Consider the following 19568-nt stretch of genomic DNA (forward strand, 5'->3'; position numbering starts at 1 on the left):
TTTTTTAAAGTTGGCTGAACCTCTCTTTGAAAATGAAAAATTTCTAACTTGTCTGCCTCCTCTTAGAAAATCTTTCGATGACATTTTAATTTTTTTCATCAACATCCTTTTTAATTCAGGTTATAAGGTATATGTGCACTCGCTACTATGCTTACTGACAAAGAAAAAAATATTAAACGCCTCTGAAAATAATCTATGGGGAAGTTTGTTAAGAGAACTGATCACACACGCAGAGATAGAGGAAAGCCTGGCATTGTGGGATAAAGGGAAAACTTTTCAAATTTGGCAACTTGAAGATCGATTATGTTTTGCTGAATATTTGCTTAAAGCAGAGTCAAGTGTCAGTGAAGAAGAAAAGAAAAGGTCTATCGATTACGGAACCAAAATTTTGAATAAGGCATGTAAACTCCCTCAATCAGATCTTACTTTTGAGCATATCAAAAGACTTGTTTTAGCTATCATCACGGATGATAGAGGCGTTGTTGTTGCTAAACAGGTGTCTGAATCCTATTCTTCTTACTTGAATCATAAGGAATTACTCGCCATTCAGTTAAACGCAATCATGGAGGATATCAATGCCTCTCAGTATTTAGGATCTGCTGAAGGTATTTTAAAAGTATTACCTCTTATGAGAAAAGACAAACAAGCCGGCAAACATGTTTTAGAGTTTTTCTTTTCTAAAGTTCTTGCTTCTCACTCCTTTTTTCAGAAGGGAGGATTGTTAGATGCGATTTGCAAAATTCTAGCTAGCGTTGATTTCAACGATCTTTTGCAGAAGGAGACTAATAAAAAAAATGTATGGATTTTTAATTGTCTTCAAAAAACTGCAATGAGTCGTACTCCAAACCACTTCGCAGAAATGCTCAAGGCTTTTTTCGATGAGGTTTTAGAAGAAGATACAATTTGTAAATATCCTATAGAAGTTGAATATTGCATAAAAATGCTTCTTAGCTGCAAGCTAAAGGTTAAATCTTTAGAGCCTATCTTTAAAGCATTTAATATTCAGCTGATTGTTTTTAGTTTGTCATTAGAAGAGAAGCAAACTTTTTTTGACCTTGTGCAGCTTTTGGGTTCTTATGAGAGTTTCCGCGAAATAGGAAGTCAAAAAAAAGCGTACTTAGAAAAAGAAGCATTAACCCTATTAAAGACCTCTTGTCTTGCTCGAGAAGAGGTTTTAGGTTTTCATCATTTATGGAAAGAGATTGTCGCAAATCATTCAAAAATCGTCCTCGATTTTGATGTTGTTGAACGTCTGATATCCCATCTTTTACAATACACTCAAAAAGCTTTTGCCGTTCATTGGATTATTTATTTAGCTCGTCGCTCTCTCTCTCTTAGCCAAATGAAAATTTTGTGTGAATGGAGTCGCAGTTTACTATGGAGTAATGACAAATATTTTCATGATATTTTTAATTGTTTTTATGACGTAGGATGCAAAGATGAAAATGGAAATTTCATCTGGAAATTATTGATAGACGAATGTCTCGAAAAAAATCAATTCCAGCTTGTTTTTGACATCATTAGCCGAAAAGAGAACATCATCCAACAAATTGGAAGAGGGGGCGAGGAATTATTAAAACATCTTATGCATGTGCCAGCGCCCATTCAACATGCTCATTTGACCGCATATGTTTTATTGATTTCACAGACTGAAGTTAAAAATCCCCTGTATTGGAAAGATTTAATTAAAAAAATCGCTCTTTGTGAATCTCCTAATATAAATGGCCAATTTGTCTCTTTATTTAAGAAAAAAGTTCTCTACGAGAATATTTTAAAAGAATTTCCAGTGGAAAAATGGTCCTGTTTAAATGACTGCATGCCACTCATTTTGAAAGATAAAGATTTTTCTCCTGAAGAATGGCTAACAGATACTGGGCTCACTTCTTTTTTTGATGGTAGTTTAGAAATTGTAAAAAGTGAATTTTATGGTAGATTTCTTAAATTAATTTCTGAAAAAGATGAGGTTGTTTCTCATGATAAATCTTCCTTTCCAAATATTCCTCCAGAATCAATTGAAGAGCTCATTAATCATGGTGAACAACACATGTTTATACAAGGATGTCAGGCTCTCCAAAGGAGATTTTTAGGGGAGGCAACTACTGCGGATGAGGGAAATCTTATTCTTGCACTAGATCGTAGTTCATCCATTGAGAATTTTAAAGTTCATAAGGTGATTGTCGAAATTGGAAAAGCTTTGGATGCTTACCTGAAGCAACCGAAAGCGACTCTTATTTATGATGTGATGGAAGCTTGCTTTAAGCATAACCACAAAAAAATCAAAAGCAAGCTTATGAATTTAGAAATACATTTTTTTTCTTTGTATCGCAAAGATGTTTACCATTTTTTATTAAATTGTATAAAGATGAATTCTTTTATCCCATTCTTAAAGTATTTCTTTCGCTCCCCTGTTTTAGAAAAATTTCTGAGCCGGGCGCAAATCAATGAACTTAATTGCAATTTGATACTTGGGCAACTTAAGAATAATCCTTGCAAAACATCGTTACACTTCTTATATGATAATTTTTCGAAATTTAATAATGCTTTTTTAAAAAGAAATGCTTTAAAAGCATTTGCCCGCATCCTTTTTGATAAGGATTCTTTTATTAGTAAAGAAAAGCAATTTTGGCGCTATTTGGATGCTTTTTTTATTTTATGGATTAGACAATCGGAAAAGCACGAGAAATACCTGCATAAATGGGAAAAGCTGCCAAATCATCTCAAAAGCGAAAAAATTTTCTTATCACTATTGAATTCAGATGAAAAACTTCTGAAAAAACACCTCCAGGAGCCTATTCCAAGAGTCTCCGATCCCTTAATATTTGAACGCATTTTTGATTTTGCAGATATTTTATTTTCTGATTCGACTTTAATGAAAACGAATTTAGAGAAAAATTACATTCTTATTTTAGCCGTATTAAAGCCTATTTTTAATGAGCTCGTGCGTATGGGTTCAATAGGGTATCCATCAGAAAAAGAAACTAAATATTTTGACATGATGAATGCTTTAACAAGTCAATATATCTACTTAAATGAATTTTTAGGAGGCAAGATTGATTTAGCAACCATGTTCAAAGTAGAGGAAACGGCACCGATTGCACAGCAATCTTATGTAATGTTTCATTTTTATTCTTGTTATGAGTGGCCCCAAGGATTGAGTTTAGCAAATTCCAAAAAAATAGAAATCATCCGGGATATTTTCCGCGTACTTGCAAAGGCCTCTGATTCTCGCCATCACAAAAAAGCTCTAGATCTCTTCATCCATCTTAGAACGTTTTATCTTAACGATTTGTTTGAAGAATATTTTTTAAATTTTCAACTCCTATTCAATAAAATGTTTGGGGCTCAATTGGAGCAGTTAGTTAAACATTTTGTTAAAGATCTGAAAGCATGCATGCAAAATTCTAAATATCCTTATTCTATGAAAGCGAATCTTGTGGAAAACACGGTTTTTCTTTTAGTCTCACGTTCTAATACACATGTTAAAGGGATTAAATTGTTTGGGAAATATGCAGATATTTTGAAACCCCAAGGATTGCTAAAAATGCAATCTTATTTTAATCAACTTGAAAATCCATCAGAAAACAAAAAAGAATTGAATATATTGGATAAAAAGACACTCTGCATTACGTTCTTATATCATGCTTTAGATTGGCCCAAAGCCTCTTTATTTGAACTTTCTGAAATAGAGAAAACTGAGGTGATGAAAGAAACAATTCTTTTAAAAATAAAAAAATCTGATTTTCAAGGTTCCCTAAGGCTATTAATCAACTTATGTAAGACTTTGTCAAAAGGTAGCGGACAAAATCTTTTAGATTGTTTGGCTTTGCTGTTAAATGCGGTCAAGAGAAATGAAGACATGGATTTATTCATAAACGTTCCAGAAGCGTTTTATAAAATAGATCAAAAAATTTCCATAGATGCCTTTGAGATGATTTTTAAATATTTTGAAAAGAACCAGTTTTTAACTAAAAGTGAAATGCTACTCAAAAAAGCTTTAGGTGCAAAAGTTTTCTCAGGGAATTATTTGTTTTTCTATGAAAAAATGCGAATCCTCGGAGAACGAGTGCTTATCGATTTCACTGCGAACAAATCACCAAATTTTGTGGGAGCTTTTTTCCCTTTGTTGTTTATTGAAACGATTCACAATAGAGGAAATGATTTCACGCCTGATGAGGAAATACTTAGATTGGTTGAAATTAACTACTGGCAAAAAACTATTGGAAAAGCTTTTTCACCTGAAAGTGAAATGATCGCAGAAAGAAAATTTATCGAAGTCACTAATGAAATTGAGAAGATAAAGGGGTTGGTTGGTTCTCCTGATTTCGAAAGAGCTATTTCGCTGATCGAGTATCAATTGCTAGAAAATTTAGTTTCGTTAGCAGAGGGGGGAAATGATAAATCCTTTAGAATCTCTCTTGCTTCTCTTGACTATGTTCAAGAGATGATTGCTCTGATTCCACTAAAGGAACGCAATATGCATGGGTACAAGTTATTATTGAATTGCTACGAAATTCTTTGGAAAAAATGGGAAAGTTACAGTTCTTTTACTCAGGATTACCAAGGAACAAAAGTAAAGTTCTTTAATGCCATGAAGTCTACTTTAATCGAATCTGAGCTTTATTTCAAAAAATGCTTTCAAACAGATTCGGGAAAAAGTTACTTTGCAAAAATTTGCTTGGGGATTTCTTATGCATTTTTAAATGAAGGTGACAAGCTAGATGTGAGCCAACTAAATGCCAATGTGGATGTATTTTATTCGGATTTTATGAAGTTAATCATTGATGTATCCGGAGGGCGACGCGCGGCTCATACGGATAGAGAGAAGATTCCTGAAATATGTGTTTTTGAGAATTATATGCTAGAATTTTATGATCTTTTAGACCGCTTTTTGCGGAACTTTTCAAGAATCACAATACTGCCTGGTTATGAAATAGCTGTTTTGAAATATTTTTTAACATTCGTTGTGAAATCTATGGCATTCAGGAAAACGACTGAAGAAAAACTGAGGTGTCACGAACTCATTAAAAATTGGCTAAATATTTTCAAGGATAGAAACAAATTACAAGAAGGTAAAAATCTTCTTCAAAATGAATTGGGTGTAGAAGTCATTCTTAAAAAAGGACAAGTCAAGGAGATTAAGGAGCGTTGTGCGTAGTATGTAAAAAATGAACAGAGAGCACCCTGTTACCATATATGATTATTGGGAAAAGGCATGAGAATCTGTTAGTTGTAAAAAATTCTTTCTTTGCAAAAATAAGATCAAATTCTCTACAAATAAAGGATGTGACATTACATGGAGCATCCTTTATGACAGTACCTTCTTTATCTTCTCTCGAATTGGATTATCAAGCCAAGTTTTCTTCTCTATTGCAATTTGAGGAAGCTTCTCCCCCAGAATCTCTTTTTGTGGAGGATAGTTCGCAAGTGCAGGATAATGGTTCGATTTCAGTCAAGCTGGCCAGACGATTCAGGGAATGGAACACTCTTTTGGATGAAAAATATGAAAAGCGTTTTGAGCCCGAAATTTTTTCAAAATTAGAGGCATTGGCAAAGGCTCTATTTAATTCGCCCACATCCTCACTTCTGTTAAAAAAATTAGAAGAAAGAGAAAAAACGGAAAGTTTACGTAAAGAGCTGTCACATTTTGATGACATTGTCAGTCGTATAATCAATTTTTCCCAAGAAAAAAAATCGGAAATGTATTTTGCGGGGGTAGTGCAAAGAAGCGTGAATGAAACCCTGCCTTTTATGATGCATATTTACACGTATAGTCAGGAAGAGCAAAAGGCGTTTGCCGAGCATGCCAATGCCTTGCAGGTCAAACAAATCATAAGGGAATGCTTGAAAGAGCATTCAGAAGATATCGGTTTTTTTTGCTTATCCGTGCCGGAAAGAATTTGGTGGACGCTATTTAATCAACTCACAAAAGAGGAATTGGTTGCTTTTACCGCAGAGCTCAAACAGATATTGAAAATTGAAAACCGAATCAGCATCTTTATTCAGCATCAAAAAAAAGCGTTTGAGGCAGATTTGGCGACGATTAAAGAAAAGGTAGATGTTTTATTTGAACATCTCGCAGATGAATTGGAGAGCCGTCAAATTGAGCAGACCGATCTGAGAGAAATTGAGGCCTTAGTTCTTCATGTCAAGGAAACTCTTAAAGCCTTACACGCTGTTATTGAATTATTGGAAGGGATTCCGGGTGACTGGGGAGAATTTTCAGATTTTAAAAACGATTATAAAATATTGCAATGTCGCTTAGAAAAAAATGAGTGCAGTCTTGCAGCTGAGCATTCGCTTTACCAGATGGTTTATAATCGGGTATTTCATTTAGATAAAACGACCTTAGAAAGTTCGGTGGGAACGATTTTGCTCTTCTGGGAAATAAGCGATACGGAATATGAAGGCGGGCAAGGGATACTGGAAAAGTTGAAAAATAAGGGTTTAAAAACGATTGCCGATTTGAAAAAAAATCAGATTCTCAATAGCCAGATGTTAAAAGAGTATCTAGCACATTGACAAGATAAAACCCAACAGCTCCAGAAAGCTGTTGGGTTTTTGAGAAAATCATCCTTCATAAAATACTTCGGATACTTTTTCAAATTCTTCAAATGCTTTTTGCATGCCCAATCGAATATCTTCGTTATCTGAGATGAGATAAGATTGACCTTCAGGGTCTTCTACTAGCATGGAGATGGTTTTATCTTGGTTTTTCCATAAAACGAACTCGTTTTTTTTACAGTTCGCTCTTGCCTCTTCTTCACTAGCAAAAAAGTAGCCTTCATCATTTAGGAATTGACGAAAGCCTGCTTCTGTTTTCAGGTCATTCACTTTTTCTGCCGTTGAATTCCCAAACATATGGTCGGTATTCCTTTTATCAATTTTTAAGCAAACTAAATAGGAACCATCCGGATTTTGTATTGCTGCAACATGCCCGACGTGATTTTTGTCTTTACTGATCATATCATCGTTTCTTTTTAAGTTTTCGATATCAGCTTCTTCTAATTTTTCAGGGATGAGATTTTTTTCTATAAGCTCAAAAAGCGTTTCGTTTTCGGAAGGGGTTAATGTAAAATTTGCAAATCCGTACTTAGTTTTTACGACCATCTCGTAATCAGTGTCATTATCTGTTTTTAAGATGGCATACGCTCTATTTTTCTGAGGCATTTTTTTCTGGAGTTCTTCTCTTGAAGTAAAAGCCATTTTATTATTTAAAAGAATTTCAAATTGATTTTCAGGAGCTGCTAAGCGATTAATTTTTGTCTGAGCGTTTTCATCTAAGTCAATGGATTTGGAGGTAATTATAGGACTTTCATAAGCAGGGATGCTCAATGCAAATATTAATGTATTTAATTCTTTTTGCCACATGACGTGCGTTCCTATAGGCGCCTTTTTTAAGGCGTCCAAAGCCTGATCTTTATTATTTTTAAAATGTGGAGATTTTGAAAGTTCATTTAAAAAGGGAGAAGTTGCTGGCATCGAAGCATATGAATTCTCAAAATTTGTCAAAATATTTCTGGATTTAGCGATTTGGTGCTTTTTAATTAAATTGCTAATCCAGTTTTTTAAAAAAAGAATTTTTGGCGTATTTTTTTTCTTATTCTCACAGGAATCCACGATTATTTTAAAATAAGAGGCGAGTTGCTTACGTTTTTGAATTTCGACATTTTGATTCTCTAAAATTGTTTTTACATAAGCTGAGATTTTTCTGAGTGATGATCGCTTGGATTTTTTTTCAAACTGAAAATTTCCACTTTTAGGATCCACTTTGAGATATTGGTGGTTTGTTGTCTTATAAGAATTTGTGACGCCTCTAAAAAAATATAATGTGTCTTGAATCGATGTCATATAATTCCTTATTAATACATTTTGACGTTAGAATACCTTAACATAATTAAAATTTTCATGCTTAGTTTTTTTATAAAACCATGTATTTTTGCTTGAGAATACGTTCTTAACTAATCTATATGGATGGTACTGCACGGAGGTTTATTAACGAAGGAAGGTATGGCCCTGGCTGCTTTCAATAAAAATTATGTATCATAAAACTCATTAAACACGCGTTGAATACCCGTTCGGATATCTTCATGCTCTAGGATGATATAAGGTTTGTGTTCGAGAGAGTTAGTCAAAACTAAACGGGGCCACATGGAGATTGTTTTATCCTTATTCTCCCATAAAACAAACTCGAGATCTTTATTTTTAGCTTTGTAATATGCTTTAGCGTCTTCCTCATTGTCAAAAAAATAGCCTTTTTCGTGCAAAAATAGACGAAAACCAGCTTCAGTTTTGAGTCGTGTTACATTTTGTTCCGTATCCTTAACAAGAAGGTAATCGTTACTTGCATCCATTTTTATGCGAGCTTCCCACTGTCCGTCTTCAAGCATTTTTATTTTTGCGTATCCGATGTGATTTTTGTGATTTGCAACATAAATATCATTAGCTTTTTGGGCTTCAGCTTTTTCTAGCCTCGCGGGTGTTAGATTTTTTTCAATCTGCTGAAACAGGCTCTCATCTTCGGAATTTTTTAAATTGAACTGTACGAACCCATCTTGAGTTTTGACGATCATGATATAATCAACATCATAACCCTTGGTTTTGAATACGCTATAACATCCAGTTTCTAGAGGAAGATTTTCATGCATTTGGAGAGTTGTCGGATAAGCTATGCCATTTGTTTCAAGAATTTTAAATTGATTTTGCGGTGTAGTCAAACGCTCGATTTCAGCTGGTGAATTTGCATTTAAAGGCACTGGCTGGGATATGACTAAGCCGTGCTTTGACGAGGGAATTCGGAATGCGAGCATCAAATTCTTGCTATTTTGCTGCCAAACAGCATATGTCCCAATTGGAGCTTTTTGTAAAAAGTCTACAGCTTGTTCGCTATTATCTTTAAAGTAAGGCGCTAAAATTTCTTTAGCTTTCTTCTTTTTAATTCTTGTGTAAGAAGGATCAAAGGTTCTCAAAATTTTATAGGATTTTTCCAATTCGTACTTTTTGATTAAATTCCTAATCCATTTTTTCAAAAAAAGAATTTTGGGCGTACTTTTTTTCTTATTCTCAAAGGATTCCACGATTTTTTTGAAATGAACAGCTAACTGCTTACGATCTTCTAATTTGATATCTGAATTTTCTAGAATTTTTTTTGCGTATGCCGAAATTTTTCTGAGAGACGATCTTTCAGATTTATTTTGCACAGTCCAAAGCTCTCCCAGCTTATCTACTTTGAGGTATGTATGGTCAGAGTAGGCTGCTTCCCTAAAAAAATTTATAATAGGTGTCATATTATCTCTCAAAATACTTTTATTTATTAATATACTATATTTTTAGATTTTTAGTATATGCGCTAGTTTTCTTTTTTATTAACCATCCAACCAGAAAATTTTTCTAAAAAATGGACAAAACTAAAGAGATGTTCAGGCGGGAAATGATATTTATCTTCCGCATTGATTAAAATTTTTTTAAAGCAGTTTAGCCAAACTTGTCTGGCCTGTTCATCTATCGCAAAGGGGAGATGTCGTTTTCGCATCATCGGGGCCCCATACATCTGTTGATAGAGAGGGGGACCTCCAAGCAAAAAAACAAAGAATGCGGCGGATTTTTTCGAAGCTTCCTGCATATTTTCTGGAAAAAGTGGGCGAATACTTGATTTTTCCAATTCCGCATAAAAATCTTCAAGCATTTTGAAAATACATTCTTGGCCCATCTTGGTATAAATTTCAGGATTTAAGCGGATATCTTGGGGAGGACCTTCTGGGGGAATATATGGATGAGAATGAGTCATAATAGAACCTATTTTTGAATTTGATCGCAAAATCATAACATAATGGGCCCTTTGAAAAATAGATATTGCGGAAAAAATATCCAGACTCCTACTTTCTTGGAAAAAGGAATTAATTTTCTAATTCAAGGAGAAAATATGCATCAAGAAGCTGTGTCTTATCAAGTAGGTGGCTTCAAAATGAAAGGTTATCTAGCTTATGATAATGCAAGCGCAGCCAAGAGGCCTGCGATTGTGATTGCACATGCTTGGAAAGGGCTAGGAGAATTTGAATGTGAAAAAGCCAGGCAGCTGGCTAACCTAGGATATGTTGCTTTTGCAGCGGATGTTTTTGGAGGGGGTAAAACTGCGGAGTCGGATGAGGAAGCTGGAGCTTTAATGTTACCTCTTTTTATTGACCGTAAAACATTGCGTGAAAGAATTCGAGCTGCAGTAGAGGCTGTTAAGCAATATGCTGTGGTAGATCCTGATAAAGTAGGCGCGATCGGGTTTTGTTTTGGTGGTCTAACTGTTATTGAACTCCTCAGAAGTGGGGCTGATATTGTTGGAGCTGTAAGCTTTCACGGTGTATTAGGAGATACTTTAGGAGGAAATAAAGCCCATATTGAGCCTTTGGCAAAAGAAATTAAAGGGGCTTTATTAATTCTGCATGGATATGAAGATCCTTTGGTTCCTCCTGGACATATTGTTGCGATTCAGAAAGAATTGAATGATGCTAACGTCGATTGGCAAATGGACATCTATGGACACACTTCCCATGCTTTTACAAATCCGGCTTTAAAGGATTATGAGCAAGGGCTTGTCTACAATGAAAAGTCTAGTCAACGCGCATGGAGGTCTATGCGCAATTTTTTTGAAGAAATATTTTAAATCAAATAGGTGTTCTAATGAATATTCACGCCTCGATTACTTGGATATACGCACTTTTGGTGCTAATCGGAGGAATTATTGGATATATAAAAGCTCAAAGCTTAGTCTCTTTTTTTATGGCGGCGGGATTTGCCATTTTATTGGGAATCGCTGGTTGGCTCATGTGGAAAAGTAGAAGAGAAGGTTATTATTTGGCGATTGCTTTAATCACATTTTTAGGTCTCTTCTTTTTATATAGATTTTCCCTTTCCATGAAATTCATGCCCGCAGGCTTTATGGTCCTCTTAAGCCTTGCAACGGGAGCGGCGTTTGCTTTTTTAAAAGAGAGTGGAGACTAAAAAAAAAATGAAGGTGTTATGCTTAATTGGTTGAAAAATTTTTTTTCGTCTGACACCTTCGTTTTTTTTCTCAATTTTTTTAAAAAACCGCATCAAATCGGGGCCGTTGTCCCTAGCTCAGATCAACTTGCCAAAGCCATGACTAAATATGTAGGAAAATGTGAAGGGCAAGAAGCTTTCCATTATCTTGAAGCCGGCGCTGGGACGGGTGTTTTTACAGATGTTATTCTGGAGAAAATGCGTCCACAGGATCATTTAGATATTGTGGAAGTCGATGCTGTTTTTTGCGAGTTGCTTGAGAAAAAATATGCTCATAAATCGAATGTGCATATTTGCAATTGCTCGATTCTTGATTGGCACAAAGATGCTTTTTATGATGTGATCATTTCTGGATTGCCCCTGAATGCTTTTGATCCGTCTATTGTGGAGGCTGTTCTTTTGCAATACCAAGTTTTAACTAAAAAAAGTGGAATCGTTACTTATTTTGAGTATCAAGGAATTCCAGAAATTAAAAAAATTTTAGTCGGATCTAAAACAAGGGAAAATTTTTTAAAAACGTCCAAGCTAATTTCTAACTTTTCTAAATCCTATGAATTCTGTCATGTGCATGTTTGGAGAAATTTTCCCCCAGCAATTGTGCATTATTTTAAAATTCACTAGAAATTCAGTTTGTTTTCTCTAAAAAGACCTTTTAGTTTAAGAGTAGCCTGCCCAAGCCGCCCTTTGTACATGATAAATGTTGGGTCAAAATCAGCTTTCTTGGTGCACACAAATTTCTGAGAATTCAATTCACTTCTTGCATGCGTGTTATTGAGGTCTGCTTGAATATCAAATGGAATTTGATATTCATCAAAAATAGCTTGCCAGATTTCTACCTGTTTCTTGCGTACCTCTTCCGAGCGTCTTCCGTCATTAAAATCGGCTAACAGTGTGCCGCCCGTTTTAAGAATACGGGCTGCGTTAACAAAAAGACGCATGTCTTGTAAAATGGTCGTTGGAAATATCCGTTCTACATAAATATCGTCTACACTCTCATCGGGGAAGTAAGCCATCTCTTTTAGATTGTCTATTGCTGCTTTATAATCAGGACGTAGATCTGGATTAATATCGATCGTATAGGGGTGATACGGCTTGTTTTCAGTCCCCCGGAAATAACGCTGTTCTGTAAGCTTTTGTGTCGCTTGTCTAGCTTCAAGCTGTGTTCCACGACCGACAATGAGATCGACAGGTTCTCCTCGATCTTCCCTCTCCTGGCGATAAGCAGAAAATGAGAGATAGATGGGTCTACTTGGGACCGGTTCCTCTATAGGGGAAAGGGAAGAAGCTTGAGGCTCCTGCCGTGGCTCTACAGATGTACTCATGGTGGAGCTTAATATAGCTTGGGTGGTATTGGTTATTTCCTTCTCCCGCATGCCTTGAATCGCTCTTTTTACAGCGAATTGTTTATAATCGAGGTGTACAATTTTTGATAAAGACGCCAAAGCTCTTTCAAAGATATTGAGGGAGGCAATCGCAGATTCTGTACCACTTTTAACAAAGCAAATGCGCGAATAATGGTACCATTTTGCTTTTTGAATGGTTGTTTCCAATTCAGGATCGATATTTTCTCTATTTTTAATTAATTTTAGTATTTTCATTTTACAACTTTCGTCTTCGATGTTTTATTTCTTATGCAAATGTAAAATATTAAATGTTGAAATTTCCTTACTTACTTCTTAAAAGCGGAATGATAAGAAAAGTGGATGCTTAATTGCAAAATGCTTCAGATGAGTACTGTCTTGGTCGATTAAAAAGTATTAGGTAAAAGAGTGCCTCAATCTCTTAAGACACTCTTAAAAAGTTATTGAGCACTTCCTGCAGGGACAGGTGGCTGTTGTGGCTGTGTTTGTTGGCTCTGAATTTGAGCGCTTTCATCTCTTAAATGCTGTTTTTCACGCTCTGTAAGTGACTGAAGTTCAGCTAAATCGCTCATGGTAATATTATCTTTGCGCATTAAGCTAAGGAGTTTTTCTCGAACTAGGGGACTTTGGATGGCAGGTGTATTTTTAAAATTGGCGTAAAGGACCTTTTTAACGTCTAGCATGATGATAGCTTGCTCGAGCTCTACTTTAGTCGCCCACATAGGCGCTTCTGTCCGGCTATAAGCTCTATCTTGAACTTCTTGAAGATGTTTTTGATCTTTTGCTATCAGATCTTCGATCTGCTTATAAAAATTTTGTTCATCGGCTTGAGCTTGTACGGAAGAAATATTTGCTGCGCGGAGTGTAGATGGGTTAAATAGTACACAGGAAGCCGCAATCGCAAAAAGGGGAAAAATGTGTCGAGTTTTTATCATAAAAACCTCCCTTAATTGTAAATATTTAAAATTGGACCATAAATTTATTCTACATTTTTTTTCGATTTTTTTTAACAAGAATAGATCAAGATCTCTGCTGGATTTAATATGAATAAAAAGTGTATCCTTAAACACCAATTCATTCATTATTTTAATAGAGGTGCACATGAACAGCGCTTCAGTTCGAGGATCGTGGGGATCACGAATTGGTTTTATTTTTGCGGTAGCAGGCTCTGCTGTAGGTTTAGCGAATATTTGGAGATTTCCTTATCTCGTCGGTAAACATGGTGGAGCTGCCTTTATTTTTGTTTATATTTTAAGCTTGTTATTGATTGGATTTCCTGTTTTTATTGCGGAAATTTTGATTGGGCGTGCCACGCAAACGAGCCCCAGCGGTGCATTCGAGAAATTAGGTAGATCGAAAATCTGGTCATGGCCTGGGAAAATGACTGTGTTAACCGGCTTTATTGTGAGTTCGTTTTATAGTGCTGTTGCCGGATGGATTTTTGGATATTTCATTGAAGCTGTAAAAGGAAATTTATCTTCTTTTGCCTCAACTGAGGCTGTTGCACTTCACCACACTTCCCTCATGCAAAACCCTTTGTGGGGAGTTTCCTTTCATTTCTTTTTTATTTTGATTTGCAGCACGGTTCTCTATCTAGGTGTTAGAGGAGGAATTGAAAGATGGAATAAGTTTTTAATGCCGCTTCTCTTTGTTGTCTTGATTCTTCTTGTTCTAAAAGGACTGACTTTACCGAACGCACAAGATGGATTACGTTTCCTATTCAGTCCCGATTGGAGTTTACTCACTCCTGCTGTTCTTTTGACAGCTCTTGGACAGGCGTTTTTTACTCTTAGTGTCGGGCAAGGGACGATGGTGACTTATGGAAGTTATCTTTCAAAAGAGGAGAATATTGTCAAAAGTTGTGTTCCTATTTTATTGATGGATACTTTTGTCTCGATTATAGCGGCGATGGTCATTTTTACAATTGCGTTTTCCGCGGGTGTTGAGCCGAGCTCTGGGCCTGCGTTGCTTTTCCATACCTTGCCTTGGGTGTTAAGTCAAATCCCAGGAGGATATTTGATGAGTGTGTTATTCTTTTTGATTGTGGTTTTGGCTGCTTTGACATCCGAAATTTCAGCAATGGAGCCTACAATTGCATATCTTATTGATGAAAAAGGATGGAACCGTCATCTTGCTGTTTGGGCATGTGGAATTGGTGCATTTCTTCTCGGTATTCCAAGTGCATTGTCGTATAGTTTATTAAAAAATACGACATTCTTTGGTTTGCCCTTTGTTGATTTTATTGAATCCATCTGTGGACATATTTTAATTCCTGCAGGTGGGTTTTTTGCACTCATTCTCTTGCTCGGACGTTGGGGGGTGTGGAATGCTTTAAGTGAGCTAAAAGTGGGATCTCATGAGTTTTTTAAGCGTTATCCCTGGATTTTATCGTACTTTTGGTTTTGCTTTAAAGTTTCGGCTCCTATTTTAATGGCGATTATTTTTTTGAATTCATTGCTGATGTTCTTTTAAGATGACAACAAAAAACTATATCGAATCTTCGTTTTGCCAGGAAGATACTACTTTCGAGGTCCCTCTAAGACCGCAAGCGCTAGACGATTTTGCAGGTCAGGATTCTATTCGAGAAAGGTTGGAAGTGTTGATTGGTGCGGCAAAACAAAGAGGCGAAGCACTCGGCCATTGTTTGTTTAGCGGTCCTCCCGGGCTCGGGAAGACAACGTTAGCAAATATTTTAGCTAAGGCAATGGGAACGAATATTGTTGTGACATCTGGACCACTTATTGAAAAAGCGGGAGATTTGGCAGGTGTTTTGACGAATCTCAAAGAAGGGGATATTCTCTTTATCGATGAGCTGCATCGTTTACAACCAGCCATAGAAGAGTATTTGTACCCGCCTATGGAGGATTTTGTCCTGGATTTGATGATTGATAAAGGACCAAATGCACGTAGCATCCAAATCAAATTGCCACGCTTTACTTTGGTTGGAGCAACTACGCGCGTCGGTTTATTAACATCTCCCATGCGTTCTAGATTTGCATTTTCATGCCGCTTAGATTATTATGAACCTAAAGTTCTAGAGCAAATATTGGGTCGTACTGCGCAAATTTTGCATATGACAATCGATCAGAAAGGGTTAGCGGAAATCGCACAACGCGCTAGAGGCACACCTCGCATAGCGAACCATCTTTTAAGATGGGTGCGAGATTATGCACAAATGCGTGCAAATAACATCATTACGCAGCCGATTGTGATCAAAGCCTTAGAAATGTTGGCAATTGATCAAATTGGATTTGACGAAATGGATAAAAAAATTTTAGAAGTTTTAATTGATGATTACAATGGTGGGCCAGTGGGATTGAATACACTTGCAGTTGCCATTGGAGAAGAAAAAAATACAATAGAGGAAGTGCACGAGCCTTATTTAATCATGAAAGGGTTTATCAAACGTACACCCAAAGGCCGTGTTGCAACAGAATCTGCCTACAAACACTTAGGAAAATTAAAAAAGGGAAGGACGGAGAAGTGATGAAGATCATGCGTAATCTGCTTTTACTTGCAAGCCTGTCATTTTCCATTACTGCGCAAGCAGGAATATGGGAAACTGTTACAGAAATTTTATGGAAACAAAGTCCCCCAGCTCCTCCTGCGGTAAATGTCTTGGTCATTCATGACCAACCCAGCATAATGCTCGAGGTAAAAGGGAAATATCAATTGTACGATCCACATGACGAATCGCATATCAGCACACGTTTTTTAGGAAAACGTAAGCCGATTGAAGCGATGTCTGGCGGATTAAGATGGGGAGAAGAATTCCCTGGTATTCACCAATTAAAAGTTGTTCCAGATCAATTGACAACGATATTGTCAGTAGATGGAACAGATTATCCAGGGTCTTTACTTGTTTACGATATTGGTGGAACTGTGAGTGTCGTCAACCAGATTCCTCTAGAAAAATATTTAGAAGTGATACTGGAGCCTCAATTCGTGGAACCTCTGCCAGAGGAAGCGCTCGCTGCAGTTGCTATTATTGCACGGACACATGCTTACTATCTGACAGAAAATCCCAAAAATCCTTATTGGACAGTTGAAGGAAGTCGCGTTGGCTACCAAGGGAATGTTCAGATTCGTTCAGACAGTCCGATGGCAAAGGCTATTAAGGCTACCCGTGGCATGATTTTAAGTCGGACAGGTACTTATGAAAAGGTGTTAACACCTTTTGCTGCTCAGTGGGGTTCTGGATCTGGTGGAAAAGCGTCAGGACAACAAAACTCCATTTTTTCACGCATTACACTCTTTGAGGCTGAAGAAATGGCTCGCAAAGGAGATAATGCTGCGCAAATCTTAGCGAAAGCATTTCCTAATGCCACAATTGAGTTAATTAAATAGATATTTTATAGGGCATTTGGTTTCCCAAATGCCCTTTAGGCCCCAGAAACAGAATCTTATGACTAATAGCCCTTATCATCTTTCCTCTTATCATTTTGATCTTCCCCAAGAATTAATCGCTCAACATCCCTGCACACCTCGAGATCATTCTCGCTTAATGGTCGTTGATAGAGGTTCTGGAATATTAAGTGAGATCCCTTTTTATGAATTGGCCGATTTCCTGCAGAAAGGAGATAGCCTTATTTTTAATAACACAAAGGTCATTCCTGCTCGGTTATTGGGGAAACGGCTTACTGGTGGTCAGGCTGAAGTTTTTCTTAAGGCTCAAAGAAGCGACGGTACTTGGGAGGTTTTGGTAAAGCCAGGAAAACAACTGGGTCTTGGATCCAAGGTTATTTTTAGTGAAACATTTTCTTGTGAAATTGTAGACGTTCTTCCTGAAGGCGCTCGATGTGTTCGTTTCTTCCATGAGGGGGATTTTAATCAAGTGCTAGAGCAGCATGGCAAAATTCCTTTACCTAAATACATCAAGAGGGAACCTGATGTTAAAGAAGATGGGGAACGCTATCAAACGGTATATGCAGCTCATCCAGGTGCTGTTGCGGCTCCTACTGCGGGATTGCACTTTACGCAACCATTACTCAATCGAATAACATCAAAAGGTGTTGAAAGAATCGAAGTGACTTTGCATGTGGGGCTAGGTACTTTTCTTCCGATAAAGGTTGAAGATATTCGCGATCATCAAATGCACGACGAGTCTTTTTTTATTAGTGTGCAAGCTGCCCAACAATTAAATAATCCTTCCTCTGGGCGCCAAATTTGCATCGGGACCACCAGTTGTCGTGCATTGGAATCTGCTGCTGGGCATTCATCTATAATCCAGCCAGGAGAATATTCCACGGATATCTTTATTTCTCCTGGGTACCAGTTTCGCAAAATGCAAGCTTTGTTGACGAATTTCCACCTACCCTGTTCCAGCTTGCTCGTCTTAGTAAGCACTTTTGCTGGTCACGAGCTTATCCGCGAAGCCTATCAAAAAGCTGTTAAAGAAAAATTCCGTTTTTATTCTTATGGCGATGCAATGCTTATTCTTTAAATAGGGCTAACTTTCTATATCAATCACGGCTTTGACAAAGGCTGTGCCATTTTTTACAATAGTATGAGCGTCTTGAGCTGTATCTAGGGTAAAGTGACGAGGGTCTTAGCTTAACGTTTCAGCCAATTGAGAGGCTTGACGGAGAATGTCTCCATAATGGGAGCATCCTTTGCCTGTCAACAAGGGGAAAGGGACGAATATTCCTGAAAAAGTGTCCTCATGCAAAGAAAGTTCCCTTCTATTGGTTGTGCAATCTCGGCATTGCGAAATTTACCTGTTCAATTTAATCAATAATGTCAAAATATTTTTTTTGAGTAATTCGAATGCTATAAATCAGAAAACCCATTGATAAGATCATGTTATTTCTTGCCAATTTGCTTTTACTCTTAACTCATTATGGCGCTCAAAAGCTACTCTAAAGCAAATTTCTTGCATAATTTTCAAAATATGTGTTAGCGTGAGTGTATTTCCAACGGAGGTAAATATGACAAGCCAAATAGGTAGTTCAAGTTCAACGAATGCTATTATTAACAATGGCCTGAATGGGATTGCATCAGCGGGGTTATTTGTTATTGAAAAAAGTGGAAATCTACTAGCTCCAGCAACTGTTGGATATATAGGAGGACGGTTTGTTGGCGTTGGTAATGTCGGATTGATTCAAGGGGTATATTCGGGAATCTACCATTCTATGATTTATAATCCAATTAAACGTTATGTAGATAGAAATACAGGAGAAGGCCCCGATCAAATCCATCCTAAAACTTGTAATTTTTTGATGTTTGTTAGTCTTATTGCAGAGACAGCGTTGCCCATTATTCTGGCTTCTTACAGTAGCCAGATTGTGAATAATGCGATCTCTACTTTACCTAAAGGTGGCATAGTTAGATGGCTTCTCGAATCAACAGTGAAGCGTGAGTACACATTTCTAACTGGAATTGGTGTAAGTATTGCCCCTATATTAGTTCAGCATGGGCTTTCTTGGTTGAATGAAGCAAACGAAACGAGTAAAAGAAGATAAATTCGCATGCAATTATTCGACTTTTAGAGTCGAACAATGTCGTCACTTTCATTCTATGACTGATGGCTTTTCAAGTTGAAAAGTCATCAGTCATTCTTCAAAGACATCAAAATTTGCCCTTGTTCGTTTTACCGCCTATATGGGGCATCATTTCTTACTTTGCCTCCAGAAGGAGAGCTGAATAGGGAGGCATTTCATAATGCTCTAAGTTCATGGGAATGGGATTTTCAAGAAAATCGTCAGGTGAGTCTTTGCTGGTGTTAACAATCCAGTACCATTGCGTGGAGAGTGGGCTAGCGGGAATGTGTACTTTTATTGGAAATCCATCTGCATTAAACGCTGCATACAAGGTGCCTTTCTTATTTGGATTTTTAAGAGTAAAGGCGATAAAACGGTTGTCGACCTCCCACTGAGGTTGGAAAGGCTCTTCTCCGTGCCAATCGATGTCATCGGGTTCCAAAAATGTGGATCGTTGCAAAATAGGATGGGCATGTCTAAAATGAATCAGCTCTTTATAATAACGATAGAAGGCGTTGTGATTTTTTAATTGATCCCAGAGAAACCAATTGAGTTCGTTGTCTTGGCACCACGTGTTATTATTGCCTTTTTTCGTGTGCCCATATTCATCTCCCATTAAAAGCATGGGTATACCCTGAGAAAGCATCAGGATTAAGTGAAAATTGCGCATTTGCCTTTCACGTAATTGAAGAATTTGCGC

The 19568-nt window shown here is 37.0% G+C and carries 15 protein-coding genes and 1 pseudogene; 10 read left to right on the top strand and 6 right to left on the bottom strand.

What is annotated here, in order from left to right; genetic code table 11:
- The first annotated feature begins 133 nt into the window (after nt 1-133).
- Nucleotides 134-5155, top strand: a complete 5022-nt coding sequence (locus AB7E63_RS10465) for a hypothetical protein (RefSeq protein ID WP_428419444.1) — start codon at nt 134-136, stop codon at nt 5153-5155.
- A 152-nt stretch (nt 5156-5307) separates the two neighbouring features.
- On the top strand, nt 5308-6519 hold the full coding sequence (locus tag AB7E63_RS10470) for a hypothetical protein (protein WP_013925108.1): 1212 nt from the start codon (nt 5308-5310) through the stop codon (nt 6517-6519).
- Between the two features lie 48 nt (nt 6520-6567).
- On the opposite strand, the gene AB7E63_RS10475 is transcribed toward AB7E63_RS10470, so the two are convergent.
- The 3 genes from AB7E63_RS10475 to AB7E63_RS10485 form a co-directional block, all read right to left on the bottom strand.
- Nucleotides 6568-7848 (bottom strand): hypothetical protein, encoded by a 1281-nt coding sequence (locus tag AB7E63_RS10475; RefSeq protein WP_013925107.1) that lies wholly within the window; start codon nt 7846-7848, stop codon nt 6568-6570.
- 185 nt (nt 7849-8033) lie between these two features.
- A complete protein-coding gene (locus AB7E63_RS10480; RefSeq protein WP_013925106.1) occupies nt 8034-9284 on the bottom strand; it encodes a hypothetical protein in 1251 nt (416 codons plus the stop codon).
- Between the two features lie 62 nt (nt 9285-9346).
- On the bottom strand, nt 9347-9784 hold the full coding sequence (locus tag AB7E63_RS10485) for a hypothetical protein (protein WP_059359163.1): 438 nt from the start codon (nt 9782-9784) through the stop codon (nt 9347-9349).
- A 135-nt stretch (nt 9785-9919) separates the two neighbouring features.
- On the opposite strand from AB7E63_RS10485, the gene AB7E63_RS10490 reads away from it, so the two are divergent.
- The 3 genes from AB7E63_RS10490 to AB7E63_RS10500 are packed head-to-tail and all read left to right on the top strand — an operon-like array spanning nt 9920 to nt 11649.
- Nucleotides 9920-10651, top strand: a complete 732-nt coding sequence (locus tag AB7E63_RS10490) for a dienelactone hydrolase family protein (RefSeq protein ID WP_226987384.1) — start codon at nt 9920-9922, stop codon at nt 10649-10651.
- A 17-nt stretch (nt 10652-10668) separates the two neighbouring features.
- Nucleotides 10669-10989, top strand: coding sequence for a TMEM14 family protein (locus AB7E63_RS10495; protein WP_013925104.1), 321 nt, complete (start codon nt 10669-10671; stop codon nt 10987-10989).
- Nucleotides 10990-11007: 18 nt separating this feature from the next.
- Nucleotides 11008-11649, top strand: a complete 642-nt coding sequence (locus AB7E63_RS10500) for a class I SAM-dependent methyltransferase (protein WP_013925103.1) — start codon at nt 11008-11010, stop codon at nt 11647-11649.
- Here the strand turns inward: AB7E63_RS10500 and AB7E63_RS10505 are convergent.
- Nucleotides 11646-12626 carry a hypothetical protein gene (locus AB7E63_RS10505; protein WP_013925102.1) on the bottom strand — a complete coding sequence of 327 codons (981 nt, stop codon included), beginning with the start codon at nt 12624-12626 and terminating at the stop codon, nt 11646-11648. The two genes, AB7E63_RS10500 and AB7E63_RS10505, sit on opposite strands and share 4 nt — an antisense overlap.
- Before the next feature lie 203 nt (nt 12627-12829).
- Complete coding sequence (locus AB7E63_RS10510; protein WP_006339827.1) at nt 12830-13324, bottom strand: hypothetical protein; 495 nt, start codon at nt 13322-13324, stop codon at nt 12830-12832.
- Nucleotides 13325-13490: 166 nt separating this feature from the next.
- On the opposite strand from AB7E63_RS10510, the gene AB7E63_RS10515 reads away from it, so the two are divergent.
- The 5 genes from AB7E63_RS10515 to AB7E63_RS10535 all read left to right on the top strand — a co-directional run bounded on the left by AB7E63_RS10515 (nt 13491) and on the right by AB7E63_RS10535 (nt 18850).
- Entirely contained in the window at nt 13491-14861 is a 1371-nt protein-coding gene (locus AB7E63_RS10515; RefSeq protein WP_013925100.1) for a sodium-dependent transporter, read from the top strand.
- 1 nt (nt 14862) lies between these two features.
- Nucleotides 14863-15876 (top strand): Holliday junction branch migration DNA helicase RuvB, encoded by a 1014-nt coding sequence (gene ruvB / locus AB7E63_RS10520; protein ID WP_006339825.1) that lies wholly within the window; start codon nt 14863-14865, stop codon nt 15874-15876.
- Nucleotides 15876-16736 (top strand): SpoIID/LytB domain-containing protein, encoded by an 861-nt coding sequence (locus tag AB7E63_RS10525; RefSeq protein WP_013925099.1) that lies wholly within the window; start codon nt 15876-15878, stop codon nt 16734-16736. Before ruvB ends, AB7E63_RS10525 begins: the two co-directional genes overlap by 1 nt.
- A gap of 58 nt (nt 16737-16794) precedes the next feature.
- Nucleotides 16795-17832: a tRNA preQ1(34) S-adenosylmethionine ribosyltransferase-isomerase QueA gene (gene queA / locus AB7E63_RS10530; RefSeq protein WP_013925098.1), complete on the top strand. Its 1038-nt coding sequence runs from the start codon at nt 16795-16797 to the stop codon at nt 17830-17832.
- 484 nt (nt 17833-18316) lie between these two features.
- The gene (locus AB7E63_RS10535) at nt 18317-18850 is read left to right on the top strand and encodes a hypothetical protein (protein ID WP_013925097.1); all 534 of its coding nucleotides are present in this window, start codon (nt 18317-18319) and stop codon (nt 18848-18850) included.
- 154 nt (nt 18851-19004) lie between these two features.
- On the opposite strand, the pseudogene AB7E63_RS10540 reads toward AB7E63_RS10535, so the two are convergent.
- Nucleotides 19005-19568, bottom strand: a pseudogene (locus AB7E63_RS10540) (glycogen debranching protein); the annotation flags it as partial.

This window comes from Parachlamydia sp., assembly GCF_050255895.1.
Taxonomy (GTDB): Bacteria; Chlamydiota; Chlamydiia; order Chlamydiales; family Parachlamydiaceae; genus Parachlamydia; species Parachlamydia acanthamoebae.